Annotated in this window: 20 protein-coding genes; 8 read left to right on the forward strand and 12 right to left on the reverse strand. The window is 57.5% G+C overall.

All coding sequences use genetic code 11. The features are described from left to right. Window positions 1–960, forward strand: a complete 960-nt coding sequence (locus tag M017_RS0100635) for an SPFH domain-containing protein (RefSeq protein WP_051669389.1) — start codon at window positions 1–3, stop codon at window positions 958–960. Then, a complete protein-coding gene (locus M017_RS0100640) occupies window positions 953–1,585 on the forward strand; it encodes a class I SAM-dependent methyltransferase (protein WP_031494973.1) in 633 nt (210 codons plus the stop codon). The genes M017_RS0100635 and M017_RS0100640 overlap by 8 nt, the downstream gene beginning before the upstream one ends. On the opposite strand, the gene M017_RS0100645 is transcribed toward M017_RS0100640, so the two are convergent. Next, window positions 1,561–2,808: a Gfo/Idh/MocA family protein gene (locus M017_RS0100645; protein WP_031494975.1), complete on the reverse strand. Its 1,248-nt coding sequence runs from the start codon at window positions 2,806–2,808 to the stop codon at window positions 1,561–1,563. The two genes, M017_RS0100640 and M017_RS0100645, sit on opposite strands and share 25 nt — an antisense overlap. Window positions 2,809–2,872: 64 nt before the next feature. Here M017_RS0100645 and M017_RS0100650 point away from each other — a divergent pair, with 64 nt between their 5' ends. After that, window positions 2,873–3,244, forward strand: a complete 372-nt coding sequence (locus tag M017_RS0100650) for a group I truncated hemoglobin (RefSeq protein WP_031494976.1) — start codon at window positions 2,873–2,875, stop codon at window positions 3,242–3,244. A gap of 147 nt (window positions 3,245–3,391) precedes the next feature. On the opposite strand, the gene M017_RS29015 is transcribed toward M017_RS0100650, so the two are convergent. From M017_RS29015 to M017_RS0100690, 7 genes are read right to left on the reverse strand one after another with little or no spacing between them, the layout of a single operon-like run. After that, on the reverse strand, window positions 3,392–4,918 hold the full coding sequence (locus M017_RS29015) for a hypothetical protein (protein WP_051669390.1): 1,527 nt from the start codon (window positions 4,916–4,918) through the stop codon (window positions 3,392–3,394). A gap of 28 nt (window positions 4,919–4,946) precedes the next feature. Continuing rightward, complete coding sequence (locus tag M017_RS0100665) at window positions 4,947–5,576, reverse strand: alpha/beta hydrolase (RefSeq protein ID WP_031494979.1); 630 nt, start codon at window positions 5,574–5,576, stop codon at window positions 4,947–4,949. Window positions 5,577–5,579: 3 nt separating this feature from the next. After that, window positions 5,580–6,077, reverse strand: coding sequence for a YajQ family cyclic di-GMP-binding protein (locus tag M017_RS0100670; protein WP_031494981.1), 498 nt, complete (start codon window positions 6,075–6,077; stop codon window positions 5,580–5,582). Window positions 6,078–6,079: 2 nt separating this feature from the next. Then, window positions 6,080–6,652, reverse strand: a complete 573-nt coding sequence (locus M017_RS0100675; protein WP_155121145.1) for a response regulator — start codon at window positions 6,650–6,652, stop codon at window positions 6,080–6,082. Beyond that, a complete protein-coding gene (gene bamD, locus M017_RS27235) occupies window positions 6,649–7,941 on the reverse strand; it encodes an outer membrane protein assembly factor BamD (RefSeq protein ID WP_051669391.1) in 1,293 nt (430 codons plus the stop codon). The genes M017_RS0100675 and bamD overlap by 4 nt, the downstream gene beginning before the upstream one ends. Before the next feature lie 37 nt (window positions 7,942–7,978). Continuing rightward, window positions 7,979–8,662, reverse strand: coding sequence for a ribulose-phosphate 3-epimerase (gene rpe, locus M017_RS0100685; RefSeq protein WP_031494986.1), 684 nt, complete (start codon window positions 8,660–8,662; stop codon window positions 7,979–7,981). After that, a complete protein-coding gene (locus M017_RS0100690; RefSeq protein ID WP_031494988.1) occupies window positions 8,659–9,741 on the reverse strand; it encodes a transcription antitermination factor NusB in 1,083 nt (360 codons plus the stop codon). Before M017_RS0100690 ends, rpe begins: the two co-directional genes overlap by 4 nt. Window positions 9,742–9,817: 76 nt before the next feature. Between M017_RS0100690 and M017_RS0100695 the strand changes: the two genes are divergently transcribed. Then, window positions 9,818–10,357 (forward strand): response regulator, encoded by a 540-nt coding sequence (locus tag M017_RS0100695; RefSeq protein ID WP_080507425.1) that lies wholly within the window; start codon window positions 9,818–9,820, stop codon window positions 10,355–10,357. Window positions 10,358–10,365: 8 nt separating this feature from the next. Here the strand turns inward: M017_RS0100695 and M017_RS0100700 are convergent, their stop codons facing one another. Together M017_RS0100700 and M017_RS0100705 are read right to left on the reverse strand one after the other, a co-directional pair. After that, a complete protein-coding gene (locus tag M017_RS0100700) occupies window positions 10,366–11,361 on the reverse strand; it encodes a 2-hydroxyacid dehydrogenase (protein WP_031494991.1) in 996 nt (331 codons plus the stop codon). Next, window positions 11,358–12,167, reverse strand: a complete 810-nt coding sequence (locus M017_RS0100705; RefSeq protein WP_031494992.1) for an ABC transporter permease — start codon at window positions 12,165–12,167, stop codon at window positions 11,358–11,360. Before M017_RS0100705 ends, M017_RS0100700 begins: the two co-directional genes overlap by 4 nt. A 46-nt stretch (window positions 12,168–12,213) precedes the next feature. Here M017_RS0100705 and M017_RS0100710 point away from each other — a divergent pair, with 46 nt between their 5' ends. After that, window positions 12,214–12,696: an adenosine-specific kinase gene (locus tag M017_RS0100710; RefSeq protein WP_031494993.1), complete on the forward strand. Its 483-nt coding sequence runs from the start codon at window positions 12,214–12,216 to the stop codon at window positions 12,694–12,696. Here the strand turns inward: M017_RS0100710 and M017_RS0100715 are convergent. Beyond that, window positions 12,693–13,304: a LysE family translocator gene (locus tag M017_RS0100715; RefSeq protein WP_051669393.1), complete on the reverse strand. Its 612-nt coding sequence runs from the start codon at window positions 13,302–13,304 to the stop codon at window positions 12,693–12,695. The two genes, M017_RS0100710 and M017_RS0100715, sit on opposite strands and share 4 nt — an antisense overlap. 36 nt (window positions 13,305–13,340) lie before the next feature. Here M017_RS0100715 and M017_RS0100720 point away from each other — a divergent pair, with 36 nt between their 5' ends. Then, on the forward strand, window positions 13,341–14,627 hold the full coding sequence (locus tag M017_RS0100720) for an O-acetylhomoserine aminocarboxypropyltransferase/cysteine synthase family protein (RefSeq protein WP_031494996.1): 1,287 nt from the start codon (window positions 13,341–13,343) through the stop codon (window positions 14,625–14,627). Here the strand turns inward: M017_RS0100720 and M017_RS0100725 are convergent, their stop codons facing one another. Beyond that, window positions 14,628–14,927, reverse strand: coding sequence for a hypothetical protein (locus M017_RS0100725; RefSeq protein WP_031494997.1), 300 nt, complete (start codon window positions 14,925–14,927; stop codon window positions 14,628–14,630). Between the two features lie 128 nt (window positions 14,928–15,055). Between M017_RS0100725 and M017_RS0100730 the strand changes: the two genes are divergently transcribed. Further along, window positions 15,056–16,279, forward strand: a complete 1,224-nt coding sequence (locus tag M017_RS0100730; protein ID WP_031494999.1) for a CpaE/TadZ family protein — start codon at window positions 15,056–15,058, stop codon at window positions 16,277–16,279. A 114-nt stretch (window positions 16,280–16,393) separates the two neighbouring features. Further along, window positions 16,394–17,383, forward strand: a complete 990-nt coding sequence (locus tag M017_RS26085; RefSeq protein ID WP_162179792.1) for a serine hydrolase domain-containing protein — start codon at window positions 16,394–16,396, stop codon at window positions 17,381–17,383. Window positions 17,384–17,419: the final 36 nt, after the last annotated feature.

The raw sequence follows: 17,419 nt of genomic DNA on the forward strand, positions 1-17,419 counted from the left end.
ATGTCCGGCGCTCTCATTGCAGTACTTGCTCTCACAGTTCTCTTCTTCATCATCCTGGCCAAGACTGCCGTTGTCGTACCGCAGCAGAACGCCTACATCGTCGAGAGACTCGGCCGCTTCTCAGGCATCCTCCCGGCTGGCTTCCACATTCTCGTCCCCTTCATCGACGTCATCCGCTACAAGCACATCCTCAAAGAGCAGGCGATCGACATCCCCGAGCAAATCTGCATCACGCGCGACAACGTCCAGGTCGGCGTCGACGGCGTTCTCTATATGAAGATCATCGACCCCGAACGCGCCTCCTACGGCATCTCGAACTTCGGCTTCGCCATCTCGCAGCTCGCCCAAACCACGCTCCGCAGTGAGCTCGGCAAGATCGAACTCGACCGCACCTTTGAGGAGCGCACCAACATCAACACGAACATCGTCAGCGAGCTCGACAAGGCGACCGAGCCCTGGGGCATCAAGGTCTTCCGTTACGAGATCAAGAACATCACCCCTCCCGCCGACATCCTCGGCGCGATGGAAAAGCAGATGCGTGCCGAGCGCGAAAAGCGAGCCACGATCCTCACCTCCGAGGCCACGCGCGACGCGGCGATCAACACCGCTGAAGGCGAGAAGCAGCAGACCATCAAGAAGTCCGAGGCGCACAAGCAGCGGCAGATCAACGAAGCCGAAGGCCAAGCCGCGGCCATCCTCTCCATCGCCAAGGCAACAGCAGAAGGCATCCGCGAAGTCGCCGACACCATCCAGATGGCCGGTGGCATGGAAGCCGTACAACTCCGCGTCGCAGAGAAGTACATCGAACAGTTTGGCAATCTGGCCAAGGTCGGCAACACCATGATCGTGCCGAGCAACGTCGCCGATGTCAGCGGCATGCTGGCCAGTGCGATGACCATCATCCAACAGACGGGCACGCCCGTGGCGCCCGTGCGCCCAGCGGCTCCGCCTCGTGGCTAGCGCCTGGCTCGGCGTGGCGCTGAACGACTACGAGCGCCACGTTGAGCTCGATTCCGTTGGCCAGGCCGCCGCCATCCGCGCGGCGCTCGCAACGGGCATCGCCCGCCATCAACCAACGAGTCTGCTCTATCTGGGCTGTGCGGGAGGCAATGGTCTTGAAGCCGCCTCCAGGGTCCCGCGCATCCTGGGCCTCGATCTGAATCCCAACTATCTGGCCCTGGCGTCCGAACGCTTTCCCGATGCCGACTTCCTCACCTGGGATCTCAATACTGGAGTGCCACAACTTCCACCCGCCGATCTCATCTTTGGTGCGCTCATCCTCGAATACATTGTGTCCCTCGAGCAACTCCTACAGGCGCTCCAGGCGGTGCTGTCGCCGCAAGGCAAGATCGTCTTCCTCTTACTCGGGGTGCGCGCCAACGCGCCAGACATTCTTCCTTCGCCCTACCGCGCGGCGCTCGCCCCGGTCGGAGCGGAGTACCGGACTGTCTCAAAAGAAGTCTTGCTCGCAGCGGCGACCCAAACAGGATGGAGGGCAGTCGATGAACAAAACATCGAGCTGCCCTCCGGAAAATACTTCACCCAACTAACGCTCGAAGCTCAGACCCGCTCCGGAACCACATAAGGCGCGCGGTACTTGCGCGTTACCAACGCATTGGCTTCCTTGTCGTTCACAAACAGCATCGTCGCCGGGTCAAACTTCAATTCGCGCTTCAGGCGATAGGAAATGTTGCCCTGATGGCAGAGCGCCGTCGAAATCGCCGTCTCTTCAATCTCGGCTTCAATCAATTTCGAATTGCGCGTCCGCACCGCTTCCGTGAACTTCGCAAAGTGGTCGATGTCGGAATAGTATTCCATCTCCGGCTCCGGCTTCTTGCTGCGGCCCATCGTGATCCGGAAGCGCCCATCGCTGAACATGTGCATATGGCCTTTGCTTCCAAAGAAGTCCCAGGACATTGGCTCATCCGTATAGAGTCCGCGCAACTGCCCAACAATACTCGAACCGTCGGCAAAGGTCCAGGTGACATTCTGCGAGTTCGGAGTTTCGCCCTGGTCCTTGTAGCCAAAGCGCCCACCGGTGGAACGCACCGATACGGCCATCTTCTGCTTCATGCCCCAGCGCAACACGTCGATCATGTGGATGCCGTTATTGCCCAGTTCGCCATTGCCGAAGTCCCAGAACCAATGCCAGTTATAGGGCACCAGATTCTCGTGGTACTTCTGCATTGGAGCCGGGCCCACCCACAGATCCCAATTCAGATTGGCCGGCGGTTCCTTGAACGGCTTGAAGCCCAGCGAATCGCGATTGCCCGGGAAGGTGAAATTCCCCTGATAAATCTCTCCAATCGCGCCGCTATGAATCACCTCAATCGCCTTGCGGTACTTGCCCCACCAGCGGCGCTGCGTCCCACCGGCCGCCATTCGCTTGTACTTGCGGGCTGCCTCCACCACTTTGGTTCCTTCAAAAATATTGTGCGAGACCGGCTTCTCGACATAGACGTCCTTTCCGGCCTGCATGGCCCAGATGGCGGTCAGCGCATGCCAGTGATTGGTGGTGGCAATGCTCACCGCGTCGATGCTCTTGTCATCGAAAATCCGGCGCATGTCGGTCTCAAGAATTGGCCGCTTTCCCGTCTTGGCAAAGATCGTCTGCGAAGCGGCTTCGGCGCGTGCCCCATCCACATCGCAGAGCGCAGCGATCTCAAGATTCGGCACCGGCAGCATCTCTTTGATATGCGCGGTTCCACGCGAGCCCACTCCGACGATAGCGACACGTACCCGGTCGTTCGCCTGCGCCCAACTCTGATTGGCAGCAGCGGCTGCAAGTAAAAAGTGACGGCGATCCATTTGTATTTATTGTGGCGCAGCTTGATCGACTCGCGCAGTTTTCTACGCATGACAAGACGACTCTATGACAGCTTCCACCCTCACTCTCTATGACCGGATCGGCGGCAAGCCCGCGATCGATGCCGCAGTCGAACTCTTCTACCAGCGTGTGATTGCAGATCCGGAACTCAACCCGTTCTTTGCACCGATGAGCGTAGAACGGATCAAGACCCACCAGAAGGCCTTCTTTGCAATGGCGCTCGGCGGTGCGGCGCACTATCAGGGACGTGGCATGAAAGAGGCTCACGCACAGCTCGGCATCCGTGCAGTGCACTTTGACCGCGTGGCCGAACACCTGGGAATAACGCTCGAGGATCTCGGCGTTGAGCCTGGCGTCCGCAACGAGACGCTCACCCTCGTTGCCTTGTTGAAGAGCCAAATCGTCAGTAGCGAGTGAAGACTGCTAAATTCAGAGAAAGAGTGGGTGCACCGCATCCACCGTTTCACTGTTCGAAGGAGACCAGCGTGGAGTTTGGCGACAAACGAATCTGGGTGGCAACAGGAATCGCGGTAGCACTGCTCGGCGTGGCGATTCTGACTGGCGTTATTTCGCGGGTGGCGCCGTAGGCGCGGGAGATTTGCGCAGCTCTTCAAAATAACGCTGCACATAGTTCTGGAAAATCAGCGGGACCTCGTCACGCTGGATCACCCCGCTCGTGTCGGAATGGCCCGCATTTTTGCCGGAGTAGCTCGTCTTCAGCGATTGCGACTTCGAGCTTGAGACTTCGATCATGATCTCGCCCTGCAGATTCTGCGCGCGCTTCCCGAACACTTCGCTGATCTTACCCATCGCCTTTTCCTGCTCGGCCAGTTCGATGTTCTTCGCCCCGTCCTGCTTGCCCATCCCTGCTTTCGCATCGGCGCTCGAAGGCTGATTTGACTGATCGCCGCCCTTGGCCTGTTGCTGCTGGGACTTCTCACTGCCCTCGCCCTGTTGCTGTCCATTCGGATCGGCTTGCTGCTGCCCCGACTGCTGCTTGCCTTGTTGCTGCTGTTGCTGGCCCTTCTGTGCCTGCTGTTGCTGTCCGTTGCCTTGCTGCTGGTCCTGCTGGCCCTTTTGCTGATCCTGCTTGCCTTGCTGGCCCTTGTCCTCGGACTTCATCTTATTCATCATGTTCGCCATGGCATCTTTGAACTTGTCCATGAGCGAGCTCTTGTCACCTTGCGGGTTGCCCTGCTGCTCTTTCCCGCCAGACTTCTTATCTTGTGAGGCGGCATCTTTTTTCTCGCCGTCCTTGCCCGCCTGATCGCCCTTCTCGCCAGCCGCGCCGCTATCGCCTTTTTCGCCCTTTTCAGCACCCTGCATCTTCTCGCCATCTTCGCTGGGCGACATCGCCTGTTGGAACTGCCCCGGCTTCTGCCCGCTGGCAGCAGACTCGTTTGAATTCGGCGTCTGCGATTCGAGATCCTGACTCGCCTCGGCGCGTTTCTCATCGCTCCGCTGTTGCGCTGTCTCGGTCATCCCGAAACCTTCCAGCGGCGGTGCGTTCGGGTCCTTCCGATTACCCTTGGCAAGCGCCGTTGGCTTCTCCCCCGAGGCTAGCAATTGGAACAGACCAGGAGCGATCGGCTGCTCCAGATCCAGGCTCGATTGGAAGGCGTAACGGAAGACCAACAGGCTCAATGCCACAGCAGAAATGGCGGAGGCACGGGCCCATCCCGAAGGCATCCGAAAAGGCACGGCAGCAGAGGCGCTCACACTGGCCGCGGCGGCATCCGCGGTCGCGATCAGTTCCTGCGTTTGTGGGGTATCCGCTTGTGACAGAAAGTAATGTGCCGAGGAGAACAGGTCCGCCGTCTGCAGACGCTGGTCTACAATCTGGGCGCTGCGATACGAGTTCGGAAGTTGATTCCACACCCGCCAGGCCAGCACGCCAAAAGAGAGGCCTCCGAGCAGCAAGGGCCAATACCAATTGAGCACCTGCGTGCCCAGAATGAGGAGCAGCACAAGACCACCGGCGCCAATCGACAGGGCAACCAGGGCCTGCGTGGAAAGAATCTGAAGGTGAAGCCGCCGGCGCGCGCTCTCAATCAAGGAAGTGACTGAGTTGCCTGCGTGGGTTGCCGTCATAAACTAGCTCTCATTATCGCAGACGGGGTCAGATGGGTTTCGTTTCGAGAACTGCCTGCTCAAAGCCATCGAGGTTGTCCACAAAGAAATGATCCTTCGCCTCCACCCACTTGATCTGCTTCGGTTCCGGCAACGTCTCATAGAAAGCTTCCAGTTCCGGACGCGGCCCAAACTCATCGTGTGTGGACTGGATAAAGACCTTCGGCACCGTGATCTCGTGGATGTATTCGCGATTCGGATAACTGGTCGGATACCCGATCGGAATCACCTTAGTCGCCTGCGGAAAATCCACGGCAAGCTTTAAGGCAATGCGGGAGCCAAAGCTAAATCCGGCCAGGCAAAAGGGCAGATTCGGATAACGGCCACGGAGCCAATTGAGACAGGCCCGCCCGTCCTCGATCTCTCCATGGCCATGATCATAAACCCCTTCGCTCAGATTCACCCCGCGATAGTGAAAACGAAGCACCGCTGCCCCCGCCTTGCGGAGCGCTCGCGCGGTGCGATAAACCACTTTCGTGTGCATCGTGCCCCCGTGCTGCGGGTGCGGATGGCACACCAGCGCGGCCGCAATCGGCTCGATGTCATCGGGCTCTTCGAGAATTGCTTCGAGCTTGCCTGTCGGCCCCTCTAAGAGCAGTGTTTCGATGCGGCGCGGCATGGCTTAGCGGTAGTTGGTGAACTGCAGTTCGACGCCGAAATCATGACCGCGCAACAATGCAATCACTTGCTGCAGCGTGTCGCGATCTTTGCTGGCGACACGGACATAGTCGCCCATGATCGAAGGAACAACTTTCAGCTTTGAATCCTTGATCATCTTCACCACTTCTTTGGCCTTCTCGGTTTCCAAACCCTGCTTCAGCTTGATCTCCTGCTTCACCGTCGAGCCGGCGCTCGGGATCAGTGGACCATATTCGAGGTTGCCAATCGGCACACCGCGCTTCAGCATCTTCGTCTGCAGAATATCGTTGACGGCCTTCAGCTTGTAGTCGTCGGCAGAAGCCAGCGTGATCTTCAGATCCTTCTCGTTCAGCTCGATCGAAGACTTCGAATCTTTCAGATCGTAACGGGCGATCACTTCTTTGAGCGCCTGGGAGATGGCGTTTACCACCTCAGGCATTTCGATTTTCGAAACAACGTCGAATGAATTGTCAGATGCCATGATTAATGACCCAAAGCGAGGAGCACTCGCTCGGTGACCTCCTTGATGATGGCGGGCATACTTGTCTTCAGCGCCAAGGATACAGCAGCGCGAATGCGTTCGGGATCCACTTCTGGTTTCGCCACCGGAGGAACAGGCTGATTGGGGCGGGAAATCGGAGGAATTTGATCGTCGAACTCTTCGGCAAAAAGCCCGCGGGAATATTGTGCCGCCTCGGCAAGAGGGCGGATTGTGTTTAAGACTTCGCTTGCCTCGAATGGCTTCTTGATGAATGCATCGCAGCCAGCGTTACGGGCTTCTTCTTCATTGAAGGGCTCCAGCAGGCCGGCTGTGAGCACCACGCCCATCCCCTGATAGCGATAGTTGCTCTTGATCCAGTGGCAAATCTCATAGCCCGAGCGCGTCGGGAGAAAGACATCCACCAGCACCACATCGGGCACAAAATGATCAAGCGCCTGATAGACAAGCTGTCCATCGGCGATCAATTCCACATCAAAGCCTTCTTCGGTCAGGATGCGGGCGCCCATACGCTGCGCGTGTGGGCTATCGTCGGCTAGAAGGACTCGAGCGATCAATTGGACTTCTTGGTTTCCTGTTGGGCCTTGGGCGTCTTCGGCGCCTTTGCCTTCTTCTGCTTCTTCGGCTTGATCAGCGTGCCCTTCGAAATAATCGGCGCATTCGCGTCCGTGGCGGCAGGCGTTTCCGCAGCCGGAGCGGCCTGCGAGGCAGGGGTTTCCGCGCTGGCCGCGCCAGGAGCCGCTGCATCGGGAGCAGCCGCGCCAGGAGCATTGCGGCGCGCATCCGGGCTCTGGTCAAGCGTCGATGAATCGTTCACCGTTGACACCGTCACATCAGTCGTTCCAGCCGTCACAGCAGCCGGAATTGGCACATTCACCGGAATCGTCGGGCGAATCGGCGTCATCGAAGGCGTCCCCGACTTGGCCGCCAGATGCACGTCCGGACCGCGCTTCAACATGTTCATCACCGGCGCGGTGAGGCCGGGCTTGGTGCGATTCTCGAGCTCATACTTCATCCGCGCCACGGCAGTCGGGTCAGCATCCGGAACCACCAGTTCCATTTCTTGCAACCGCTTCTTCGCGTCATCGGCATAGGCACTCAGCGGAAACTCGCGTACGACTTTTGCAAAAGCTTTGCCGGCACGGTCCTTAAAGCGGGCGCCCATCTTCTGATAAGCATCGCCCAGCTTGAAATTCGCCTCATCCGCACGCGAATACAGCGGATACTGATCGGCGAGCGCCTGGTAGCGATTGGAACTGGATGCCCAGGACTGCTTCTTGTAATAAAAATCACTGACGCGCATCTCGCCTTCGGCAAGTGCTTCCTGGATGTTCCGCACCAGTTGGGTGGCACGCGGGGCAAACTTCGAATTCGGAAACTGGATCAACAACTGGCGGCACTCTTCTTCCGCACGCAAGGCATGGTTGTTGTCGCGATCAGCCTTTTCCATCTGACGATAGTGGATGGTGCACACCTTTTCTTGCGATTCGGCAGCCTCTTCCATAGTCGGGTAGAACAGAATAAAGTCCTTGTACTCGGCCTCCGCCTGCGCCAGACCATTGGTGCCGCCTTCGCGGAACCAGCTATCGGCAATGGCAAGCTTCGCCTTGGCAAGAAATTCGCTGGTGTCGTAAGTATTGATGAGGGTCTGCAGAGTCAGGCGTGCTACTTCAAAGCGTCCGCGCTCAATGTCGGCAACGGCCTTATCGTAGAGAACCTTATCGGGTTGCTGCGTATCCTTCGTGATGGGATTCTCGTACTTGCGCTTGCGGCAACCAGTCGAGAAGGTGAGAAGTGCCGTGAGCAGCACAAGACAACTCAGGCGGACGACGTAGAAAGAACTCATCAATTTACCTCTCGTAGTTTAACTCGCGGCGACGGGCTCATGCGAGGATCTGGCGGCCGGAGCAAGCGCGAGCGTGCAAACCACGCACGGCTGTGGCGGGAGATTCACTCCGGAATACCGAACTTCCGGCGACAAACCAGTCGCAGCCGGCCGTAGCGATATCCGCAATGTTTGTATGGTCCACTCCGCCATCGATTTCAATAGCATAGGTCAGGTTCCGCTGGCTCCTCAGTTGGTCCAGTTGGCGCACCTTATGCAGTGCACCGGGAATAAACTTCTGGCCCCCGAAACCGGGATTCACACTCATCACAAGCACGAAGTCTGCCAAATCAAGAACGTCTTCGAGCGTCGACACCGGAGTTCCTGGATTCAGCACCACTCCGGCCTGCGCCCCGGTCGACTTGATCAGCGATAGAGTGCGATGCAAATGAGGGCTCGCCTCCTGATGGATCGAGATCGAATCGGCACCGGCGTCGCGAAACGCCTCAACATACCGTTCCGGCTCCACAATCATCAGGTGCGCGTCGATATGACAACTGGTCGCCTTGCGCACCGCCTCGAGAATCGGCAGTCCCATTGAGATATTTGGCACAAATCGACCATCCATGACGTCGAAATGCAGCATATGGGTTCCGGCGGACTCGAGCATCGCGATGTCTTCCCCCATTCGGGAGAAGTCGCAGGAAAGAAGGCTGGGGAGAATTTGGATCGGGTGGCTCATGCTGGCTTGTGAATGACGGCTGCAAAAAATCCGTCGCCGGGGTCGCGCCCGGGGATGCGGTAATGCATGGGAATCGCCGTTTCACTCGACTCCCCGCATACGGCTCGAACGACATCTTCATTTTCCTCTTTTTCAAGCGAGCATGTCGAGTACACCAGCGTGCCGCCGGGCGCAACCGCTTCGAGACCATGCTTGAGGATGCCGATCTGCCGAGCCTGCTGGCGCAGCAGATCCTCGGGAGTCAGACGCCATTTGATCTCCGGGTTCCGTCCCAGCGTCCCCGTCCCCGAGCAAGGCGCATCGGCCAGGACGCAATCAAAAGGACGGCGGAAGGGCAAAGGTGCCGCCGCATCGAGATGCACCAGCGGAATGCCGATCTGCTGGAGCGGCAGCAGACGCTTGAAGCTTCGGTCGCAGGCAATGGCTTTGACGCCCAGATCGACGGCCTGGCGCGTCTTATTGCCCGGCGCCGCGCACAGATCGAGAAAGCTCTGTCCCGGCTTGGGATCAAGCAGCGGCACGATCGTCTGCGCGCCGGAATCCATGCGGTAGCCGGCACGATTCACTTTCTCGGGAGCCTGCATAAACGATTTCGCGATCAGCCGGGTCTGTTCCTTGCCGTAGTGCTGCAGCCAGCGCCGGTATAACCATTCGGGCAGGCAAAGCTCGATCGCCGGATCGGGAAACTTCAGTTCCTTCTTGTGCACCTTGCGCAGCACCGCGTTCACCAGGCCCGCAGCAGCCCGTTTCGAGGCGCGCTTGGCCAGTTCCACAGCTTCCATCACCGCCGCATGGGGCGGAATCTTGGTGAGATAGCGCATCTGATAGATGCCCATCCGCAGCAGGATTGCCGTCGGTTCATCAACCGTCAGGATCTGGCGTCCCGAGAAATGCTGTGCCAGCCAGTCCAATTGATTCTGATGCCGCAGAACGCCGTAAACAATTTCATGTGCAAGACCGGCATCGCGGGCAGCGAGAGGCCGGGCCATATCGAGAAGAAGCGCGTCCGAGAAGCCGCCACCATGCACGCGGCGGAGAACTTCATAGGCGACACGGCGCGCTGGTGAGACTTGAGCCATCCAGGTTTGAGGGTAACAGGTGAGCGGTTTTCACTGGCGATTTCCGGACAGATCCGCACAAGAATGATCGATTCCCATGCCGCGCAAGGCGAGATCGGCAATAGAAAACGTATGCAGCTTTACACAAATCAATCGAGCTTCGGAACAATTTTGCCCAAATACGTTCTCACCAGTAGACAACACTATGTTGCATATACTTTTAGCCGAAGACAATAGTGGCGATGTGTATCTCGTACGATACGCATTGGCAGAAAATCAACTCCGGCACGAGTTGCACGTCGTCCGGGATGGAGAAGAGGCGCTTCGATACATTGCATCCATTGGGTCCCAAGAAGAAGCGCCTCGCCCGGACGTGATGCTCCTCGACCTGAATCTTCCTAAAGTCGACGGACCGCAGGTATTACGGGCTTTCCGCCAAAATCATAACTGCGCCGATGTCCCGGTCATTATCGTCACTTCGTCCGACTCGATTGAGGATCGTGCACAGGTGGCCGCTCTCGGTATCGCCAGATACTTTCGGAAGCCAATCAACATGGATGAATTTTTAAAGGTGGGAACAGTGGTGCGGGAAGTAATTCGCGATACGGGCTGTGAACAACAAGCGATCCTCCAATAACGCAACCATTAGCGGCCGCGAATCTTATTTTTGGAATCCCCGGTCGCCTCAAACTCACTCACGTTATCAAGAGTTGTCATGGCGATCCCCTGCAGGGCTTCTTTTGTGAAAAAGGCTTGGTGCCCAGTAATGAGAACGTTGGGGAACGACAACAGCCGTGCGAAGACATCGTCTTCAATCACCTGGCCACTCAGGTCTTCAAAGAACAGATCGGCCTCTTCCTCATAGACATCCAGGCCCACCGCTCCAATGTGGCCGGACTTCAAAGCATCGATCAGGGCTTTCGCATCCACCAGACCGCCACGCGAGGTATTGATCAGCATCGCCCCCGGCTTCATCCGGGCCAGACTGTCGCCGTTGATCAGATGATGCGTGGCAGTCACCAGCGGACAATGCAGACTCACAATATCGCTCTTCCGTAACACGTCCCCCAGCGGCTGGTATTGCACACCCATTTCGCGGACGCTGTAGTTCGGCGCAATGTCATAGGCCAGCACTTCACAGCCAAAGCCGATCATGATTTTGGCGAAGACCTGTCCGATTTTCCCCGTACCGATCACGCCCACCGTTTTCCCATGCAGATCGAATCCGAGCAGGCCATCCAGCGAAAAATTACCGTCCCGCACCCGGTTGAAAGCCCGGTGCGTCTTGCGATTCAAGGTGAGGATCAGCGCCACTGCATGCTCCGCCACGGCAAAGGGCGAGTAAGCCGGAACGCGGACCACAGGAATTCCCAGCCGCTTAGCGGCATCGAGATCGATGTGATTGAAGCCTGCGCTGCGTGCCGCAATCAATTGGATTCCCTGCTCTGCCAATAAACCAAGCACGGTGGCATCCACCGTGTCATTCACAAAGACGCAGACACAATCATGTCCGGCGGCAAGCACTGCGGTTTCCGGCCGGAGATGTTCCTCAAGAAAGGTGATTTCATGGCCTTTGCGAGCGTTATAGCGATCGAAAAACTCGCGCTCAAACTGATGTGCACCGAAGAAAGCGATCTTCATAAGACGTCTGCAAAACCCTTTTTCAATTGCTTAAAGATGAGCCCACCGGCGAGGAAAGCGGTTGCGGCCCACAGCGTCAGCAAAGCCAGTTCGCCCCAATCCGGAGTGCGTGAGGTGAGCATGCGATCCCGGTAAGCCCGGACCAGGAAAGAGAGGGGATTGAACACCAGCAGAAAACGGAAGCGCTCCGGCACTCGTTCCAGATCAATGAAGATCGGCGTGATCCAAAACCAGAACGTCAATAAGACAGTGACCACCTGCGCAGTATCGCGCAGGTACACCTGAAACGCAGCCACCATCCACGAGATCCCGATCGCAAACAGGCCCAGCAGCACCACATAGATCGGTAGCATCCAGGTAAAGAGGCTCACGCCGCCATCGAAATAAATGCAGGCAGCCACGGCAATCAGAAAAGTCAGCGCGTGGTTGATCAGCGAGGACAGAAAGACGCTCACCGGAATGATCTCGCTCGGAAACACGGTCTTCGTGATCAGGTTTGCGTTCTCCAGTAGCGACATCGAACTCCGCAGCACCGTCTCATTAAAGAGCATCCAAGGCAGATATCCGGTGAACAGAAACACCGTATAGTTGCGGGTTCCCTGCCCCGGCGGCACCTCCATCTGCATGCACCAGTGAAAAACAAAGGTCCAGCTGAGCAGCAGAATCAGCGGTTGCAGCAGCCCCCAAAGCCAGCCCCCCATCGAGCCGACATAGCGCCGCTCAAAATCGCGCCGCACCATCTGGTAGAGAAGACTGCGGCGTTCGATCAAATTCCGCAAAAAGCCGAAGCCGGGTAAACCAACCATGATCCTTCAGGATAGTGGATATGGGATAAAAGAGAGGACCATCATCATGGAGATCTTCAACGTTCCACTCCAAATCCCCGAAGGCGCCAACCTCATCTTCGGGCAAAGCCACTTCGTCAAAACCGTCGAGGACCTCTACGAAGCGATCATCAACACCAATCCCAACATGGAATTTGGCATCGCTTTCTGCGAGGCTTCCGGAGACCGGCTCATTCGCGTCGAAGGCAACAACGAGACCATGAAAGAGGCCGCAATCCTCAATGCCGAAGCGGTCGGCGCGGGTCATACCTTCTTCATTTTTTTGCGCAAAGGCTTCCCCATCAATATCCTCACCCGTGTCAAGGAAGTGCCCGAGGTGGTCACCCTATTCTGCGCAACCGCGAATCCCGTCGAAGTCATCGTCGCCCAATCGGCGCAGGGCCGTGGCGTGCTTGGCGTGATCGACGGTGGTAGCCCGCTCGGTGTCGAAGGGGCAGACGGCATCGCCTGGCGCCACGGTCTGCTGCGGAAATTCGGATACAAGCGCTAGTTGCGGGAGCCCCAGGCCAGTCGCGTCCCAAAGCCGATCAGGAGCGTGCCGAAAATTCGGTCCAGTTTGCGTCCGGCCCGCCGGTAGTTCCGGCGCACGGTTTCCGTCGAGAACAGAGTCGCAACGGTTGAATACCAGAGGAGTTCGTTCGTCGCAATCACGCCCATCGCCGCCAGCTTCACCCAACCAGGCAGTGCGGGGTCAAAGACAGCCGACAGGATACTGCCGAAAAATAGAATCACCTTCGGGTTGCCCACGCTGGTAGTAAAGCCTTGCCAGAAGCCAGAATGCTTGGTGTCAACAGCAACGTCTTCGTCCAATCCCTTCTTGCGCCAAAGCCGGATCCCGATCCAGACCAGATACAGGCCTCCAAAGAGTTGCATCGCCTGTTGCAGCCAACGCGCCTTCTCAAACAGCAATTCCAGGCCGAGCATGGCAGCGCCAGCCCACAGCAGCGCGGCTGCGCTCGCGCCAAACACGGCGCTCATTCCGGCGCCGCGGCCATGGCGCGCCGCAGTCTGGCTGATAAGAAAGAAGGTTGGTCCTGGGCTCATCACAGCGGCGAGTTGCACCGCTCCCAGTGCCAGTAATGCAGGGAGTGCGTCCATCCCGGTAGAGTAGCGCTTCCGATAGCATGGGAGAGCATGAAAACTGCCAAGATTGAGAAGCCGCTCGGCTTCGACACCCGCGCTCTCCATAAAGGCTATGACCCGGATGCCACCACGCATGCCCGGGCGGTTCCGATCTACCAGACCACCTCATTTGCGTTTGAAGACTCGCAGGATGCCGCTGAGCTCTTTGGGCTCCAGAAATTCGGCAACATCTACACGCGCATCATGAACCCGACAACGGACGTGCTCGAACAGCGTGTCGCCTCGCTGGAAAACGGTGTCGCCGCGCTCGCCGTCGCCTCCGGCCAGTCTGCCCAGATGATCGCCGTGCTCAACATCTGCCAGGCCGGCGACCACATAGTGGCGTCCAGCACCCTCTACGGCGGCACCTATACGCAATTCGACGTCAGCTTCCGCAAGCTCGGCATCGAAACCACCTTCGTCGAACCGGATGATCCCGAAAACTTCCGCAAGGCCATCCAACCGAACACAAAGCTCATCTTTGGCGAGACGATCTCCAATCCGCGCGGCAATATTCTCGATATCGAAGCAGTTGCCAAGGTCGCCCACGAAGCCAAGCTGCCCCTCATCATCGACAACACCTTTGCCACCCCCTACCTTTGCCGCCCCATCGATCACGGCGCCGACATTGTGCTGCACAGCCTGACCAAGTTCCTGGGAGGCCACGGCAACTCGATCGGCGGCATCATTGTCGATTCCGGCAAGTTCCCCTGGAAAGAAGGCAACTTCCCGCAATTGAATGAGCCCTCCAAGGCCTATCACGGGATGGTCTTCTCAGAAGCGCTCGGCCCCATCGCCTACATCATCAAGGCCCGTGTCGAAGGCTTGCGCGATCTCGGTCCCGCGCTCAGTCCTTTTAATGCGTTTCTCTTCCTCCAGGGCATCGAAACGCTGAGCCTGCGCATGGATCGCCATGTCAGCAATGCGCTCGCCGTCGCGCAATACCTCGAAGCTCATCCCAAGGTGGCCTGGGTGAAGTATCCCGGCCTCAGCTCCAGCCCCTACCACGCCGCCGCCAAGAAATATCTCCCGAAAGGTCCCGGAGCCGTCTTCAGCTTTGGATTGAAAGAGGGGTATGAAGCCGGTCGCGCGTTTGTCGACAAACTGCAAATCTTCTCGCACCTGGCCAATGTGGGCGACGCACGCAGCCTGGTGATCCAGCCGGCGGCCACCACGCACCAGCAACTCACCACCGAGCAGCAGTTGAGCGCCGGCGTGAGCCCCGACATGGTCCGGCTTTCTGTGGGCTTGGAGAGTATCGAAGACCTGCTCTGGGACCTCGAACAGGCGCTCAGCTAGCTAGTCGAAGTCAAAAGGCTTCTTCGGCTTGTTCTTGTCCGGATCGGCCTGTGCCTGTTTGAGCAATTCGTCGAATTTACGATTCAGCACACTCGACTGATTCTTGTTCGCCTCGAAGCTCTTCTGGAAGGCTTCTTCCCGTTTGGCGGCCTCGCCCTTCAGATTTTGCACTGCTTTGGCAAAGTCTTCGATCGGCGGGGCCTTCTTCTTTTCTTCCCAGGTGATCACGCTCTCGGTGACGATATCCACCTTCAGCTTCGCCTCGCAGCAGGGGCAGCTCAGCTCCAATAGTTTCGCCATAAAGAAATCCTATCGCACCGCCGATAAAGGGCTGTGCAGAAGAATGCCTTCGGGCATGTTCTTAGTACTTTTGCGGTATTCCGGAGGGCCAATACTCCAGGGGAATATCTGATTTTGGAGGCGTGCCTGTGATTCTAAAAAGCATTGTAATTAGTCCGGATGGGGATCTGGTCAACCAACTCGACCTCGCCTTTCAGGACATAGGCGGCATTGTCATTCTGAAAGATATCGATCACTACCCTCACGAGCAGGAACTTTCGCGGCTCATCCGCACAAACTCTCCCCACGTCGTTTTCCTGGGGATCAGCGACTTTGAACGCAGCATCGGTGTAGTCCAGTGGCTCGAAAAGGAAGCTCCCGGCGTCCAGATTGCTGTTTTTGACCAACAAGTCGATAACAAGGCGCTATTGCGGCTGATGCAATTGGGCATCCGCGAATTCATCGCGCCTCCCTTCCACCATGGGTCCCTTTCCGACGTTCTCATTCGCATTCGCGACAATGCGGAGAAACATCCGCCGGTCTCAGCGATGACCGATATGTTGTTCTCGTTCCTGCCGTCCAAGCCGGGTTCGGGCACCACCACGATTGCCGTCAATACCGCGCTTGCGATCGCCCGCCAGCCCGACACCAACGCGCTCCTGATGGACATGGACTTGAACAGCGGTTTAGTTCGCTTCATGTTGAAGATTGAGAACAGTTATTCCGTGCTCGATGCCGCGGAACATGCGCTCAGCATGGACGACAATCTCTGGCCCCAGTTGGTCACCCACCGTGGCCGCCTCGATGTCCTGCATTCCGGCAAGATCAATCCCGGCGTACGCATGGAGGGGGCACAGGTCCACCACATGGTGGAGTATGCCCGCAAGCACTACAAGGCCATCTGCGTCGATCTCTCCGGCAACATGGAGAAATACTCGATGGAGATCATGCAGGAATCCAAGCGCATCTTTCTCGTCTGCACGCCGGAGATTCCCTCCCTGCACCTCGCCCGGGAGAAATATCTGTTCCTGCAGCAAATGGATCTCGGCGACAAAGTCAGTATTCTGCTCAACCGCATGACCAAACGTCCGGTGATTGCACCCGCGCAGATTGAGCAACTCCTCGGCCTGCCCATCGCGATGTCGATGCCCAATGACTATGCCGGGGTCCATCGCGCACTGACCGTTGGCACAGAAGTGGAACAGAACTCCGAACTCGGCAAACACTTCGCACAATTGGCAAACGCCATGCTTGAGCGGCGTCCCGCCGCCGAGCCCGAGAAAAAGAAGAAGGAGTCCAAAGGTTTTGCAGACCTCTTCCGCTTCTCAACTTCTAAATTTGCAACAGTTTCTGATGGCGAAAGCAAAAGCTAGCGGCTAAGATAAAATTCTTAGTCGAAGCCAATGCCTTTATTCAGGAATATCTTTTGTTTTCTTAATGTTATTCCGATCCTCCTCGCTGCAAGTGATTACTCCCGGCTGAACGCCATGCTGGAGACCGAGCAGGTAAAAGACAAGATTCCTGGCTATGCGGCGGCGGCTTATTACAAAGGCGAGATCGTCTGGGGGAGTGTAGGGGGTTTCGCCGATCTGAAGGCCAAACGCCCGGTCAAGCGCGACACCCCCTTCCGGCTTGCTTCCATCTCAAAATCGATTTCCGCCGTCGCGATGCTGGAACTCTATGAGGCAAAAAAGCTTGCGCTCAGCGACGACGTTCGCAAGTATTGCCCGGCCTTTCCTCCCAAAGACTATCCGATCACGCTGGCCCAACTGCTCGGCCACATCGGCGGCATCCGCCACTACAACACCGCCGACCCCTCTGACATGGACAATAGAGTCCACTACAATTCCGTCACCGATTCCCTGCGCAAGTTCGCCGGCGACCCGCTCGCCAGTGAACCGGGCACAAAATACATTTACACCACCTATGGCTATAGCCTGGTCGGTTGTGCGATCGAAGGCGCCTCGGGAATGCCCTACGAGAAGTGGATCGAAGAACACATCCTGCTCCCCACTGGGATGAAGAACACGGCCCCGGACAACGGGAAAGGCATCTCCTCCCGCCGTTGCCTCGGCTATCGCAAAGTCGCCAAAGGGAAAATCGAAGATTGTGCGCTCAGTGACAATAGCGCGAAGATCCCCGGCGGTGGCCTGGTCTCGACCGTCGATGACTTACTGCTCTTTGTCGACGGTATCCTAAAGCATCACCTCTTAAAACCCGAGACCATCGACCTGATGTGGACCTCCGGACGGCTGAAGACTGGAAAACTCACCGGCTATGGCCTGGGCTGGAGCCTCTCCCGCAGCCCGGAAGGCGACCGTGAAATCTATCACACCGGCGGCCAGCAAGGCGCCAGCACGATTCTCTATTTGCGCCCGGATCAGAACTTTGCCTTCGTCTGGCTGGCCAACCTCGAAGCGCTCGACAACCGGCTCCCGGTTTCCCGCAACGCCTACAAAATCGTCAGCGGCAAATAGTTTGTAACGAAGCGTGCCATGGCGCGTACCACAAAT

Source organism: Bryobacter aggregatus MPL3 (assembly GCF_000702445.1).
In the GTDB taxonomy this organism is placed as follows: domain Bacteria; phylum Acidobacteriota; class Terriglobia; order Bryobacterales; family Bryobacteraceae; genus Bryobacter; species Bryobacter aggregatus.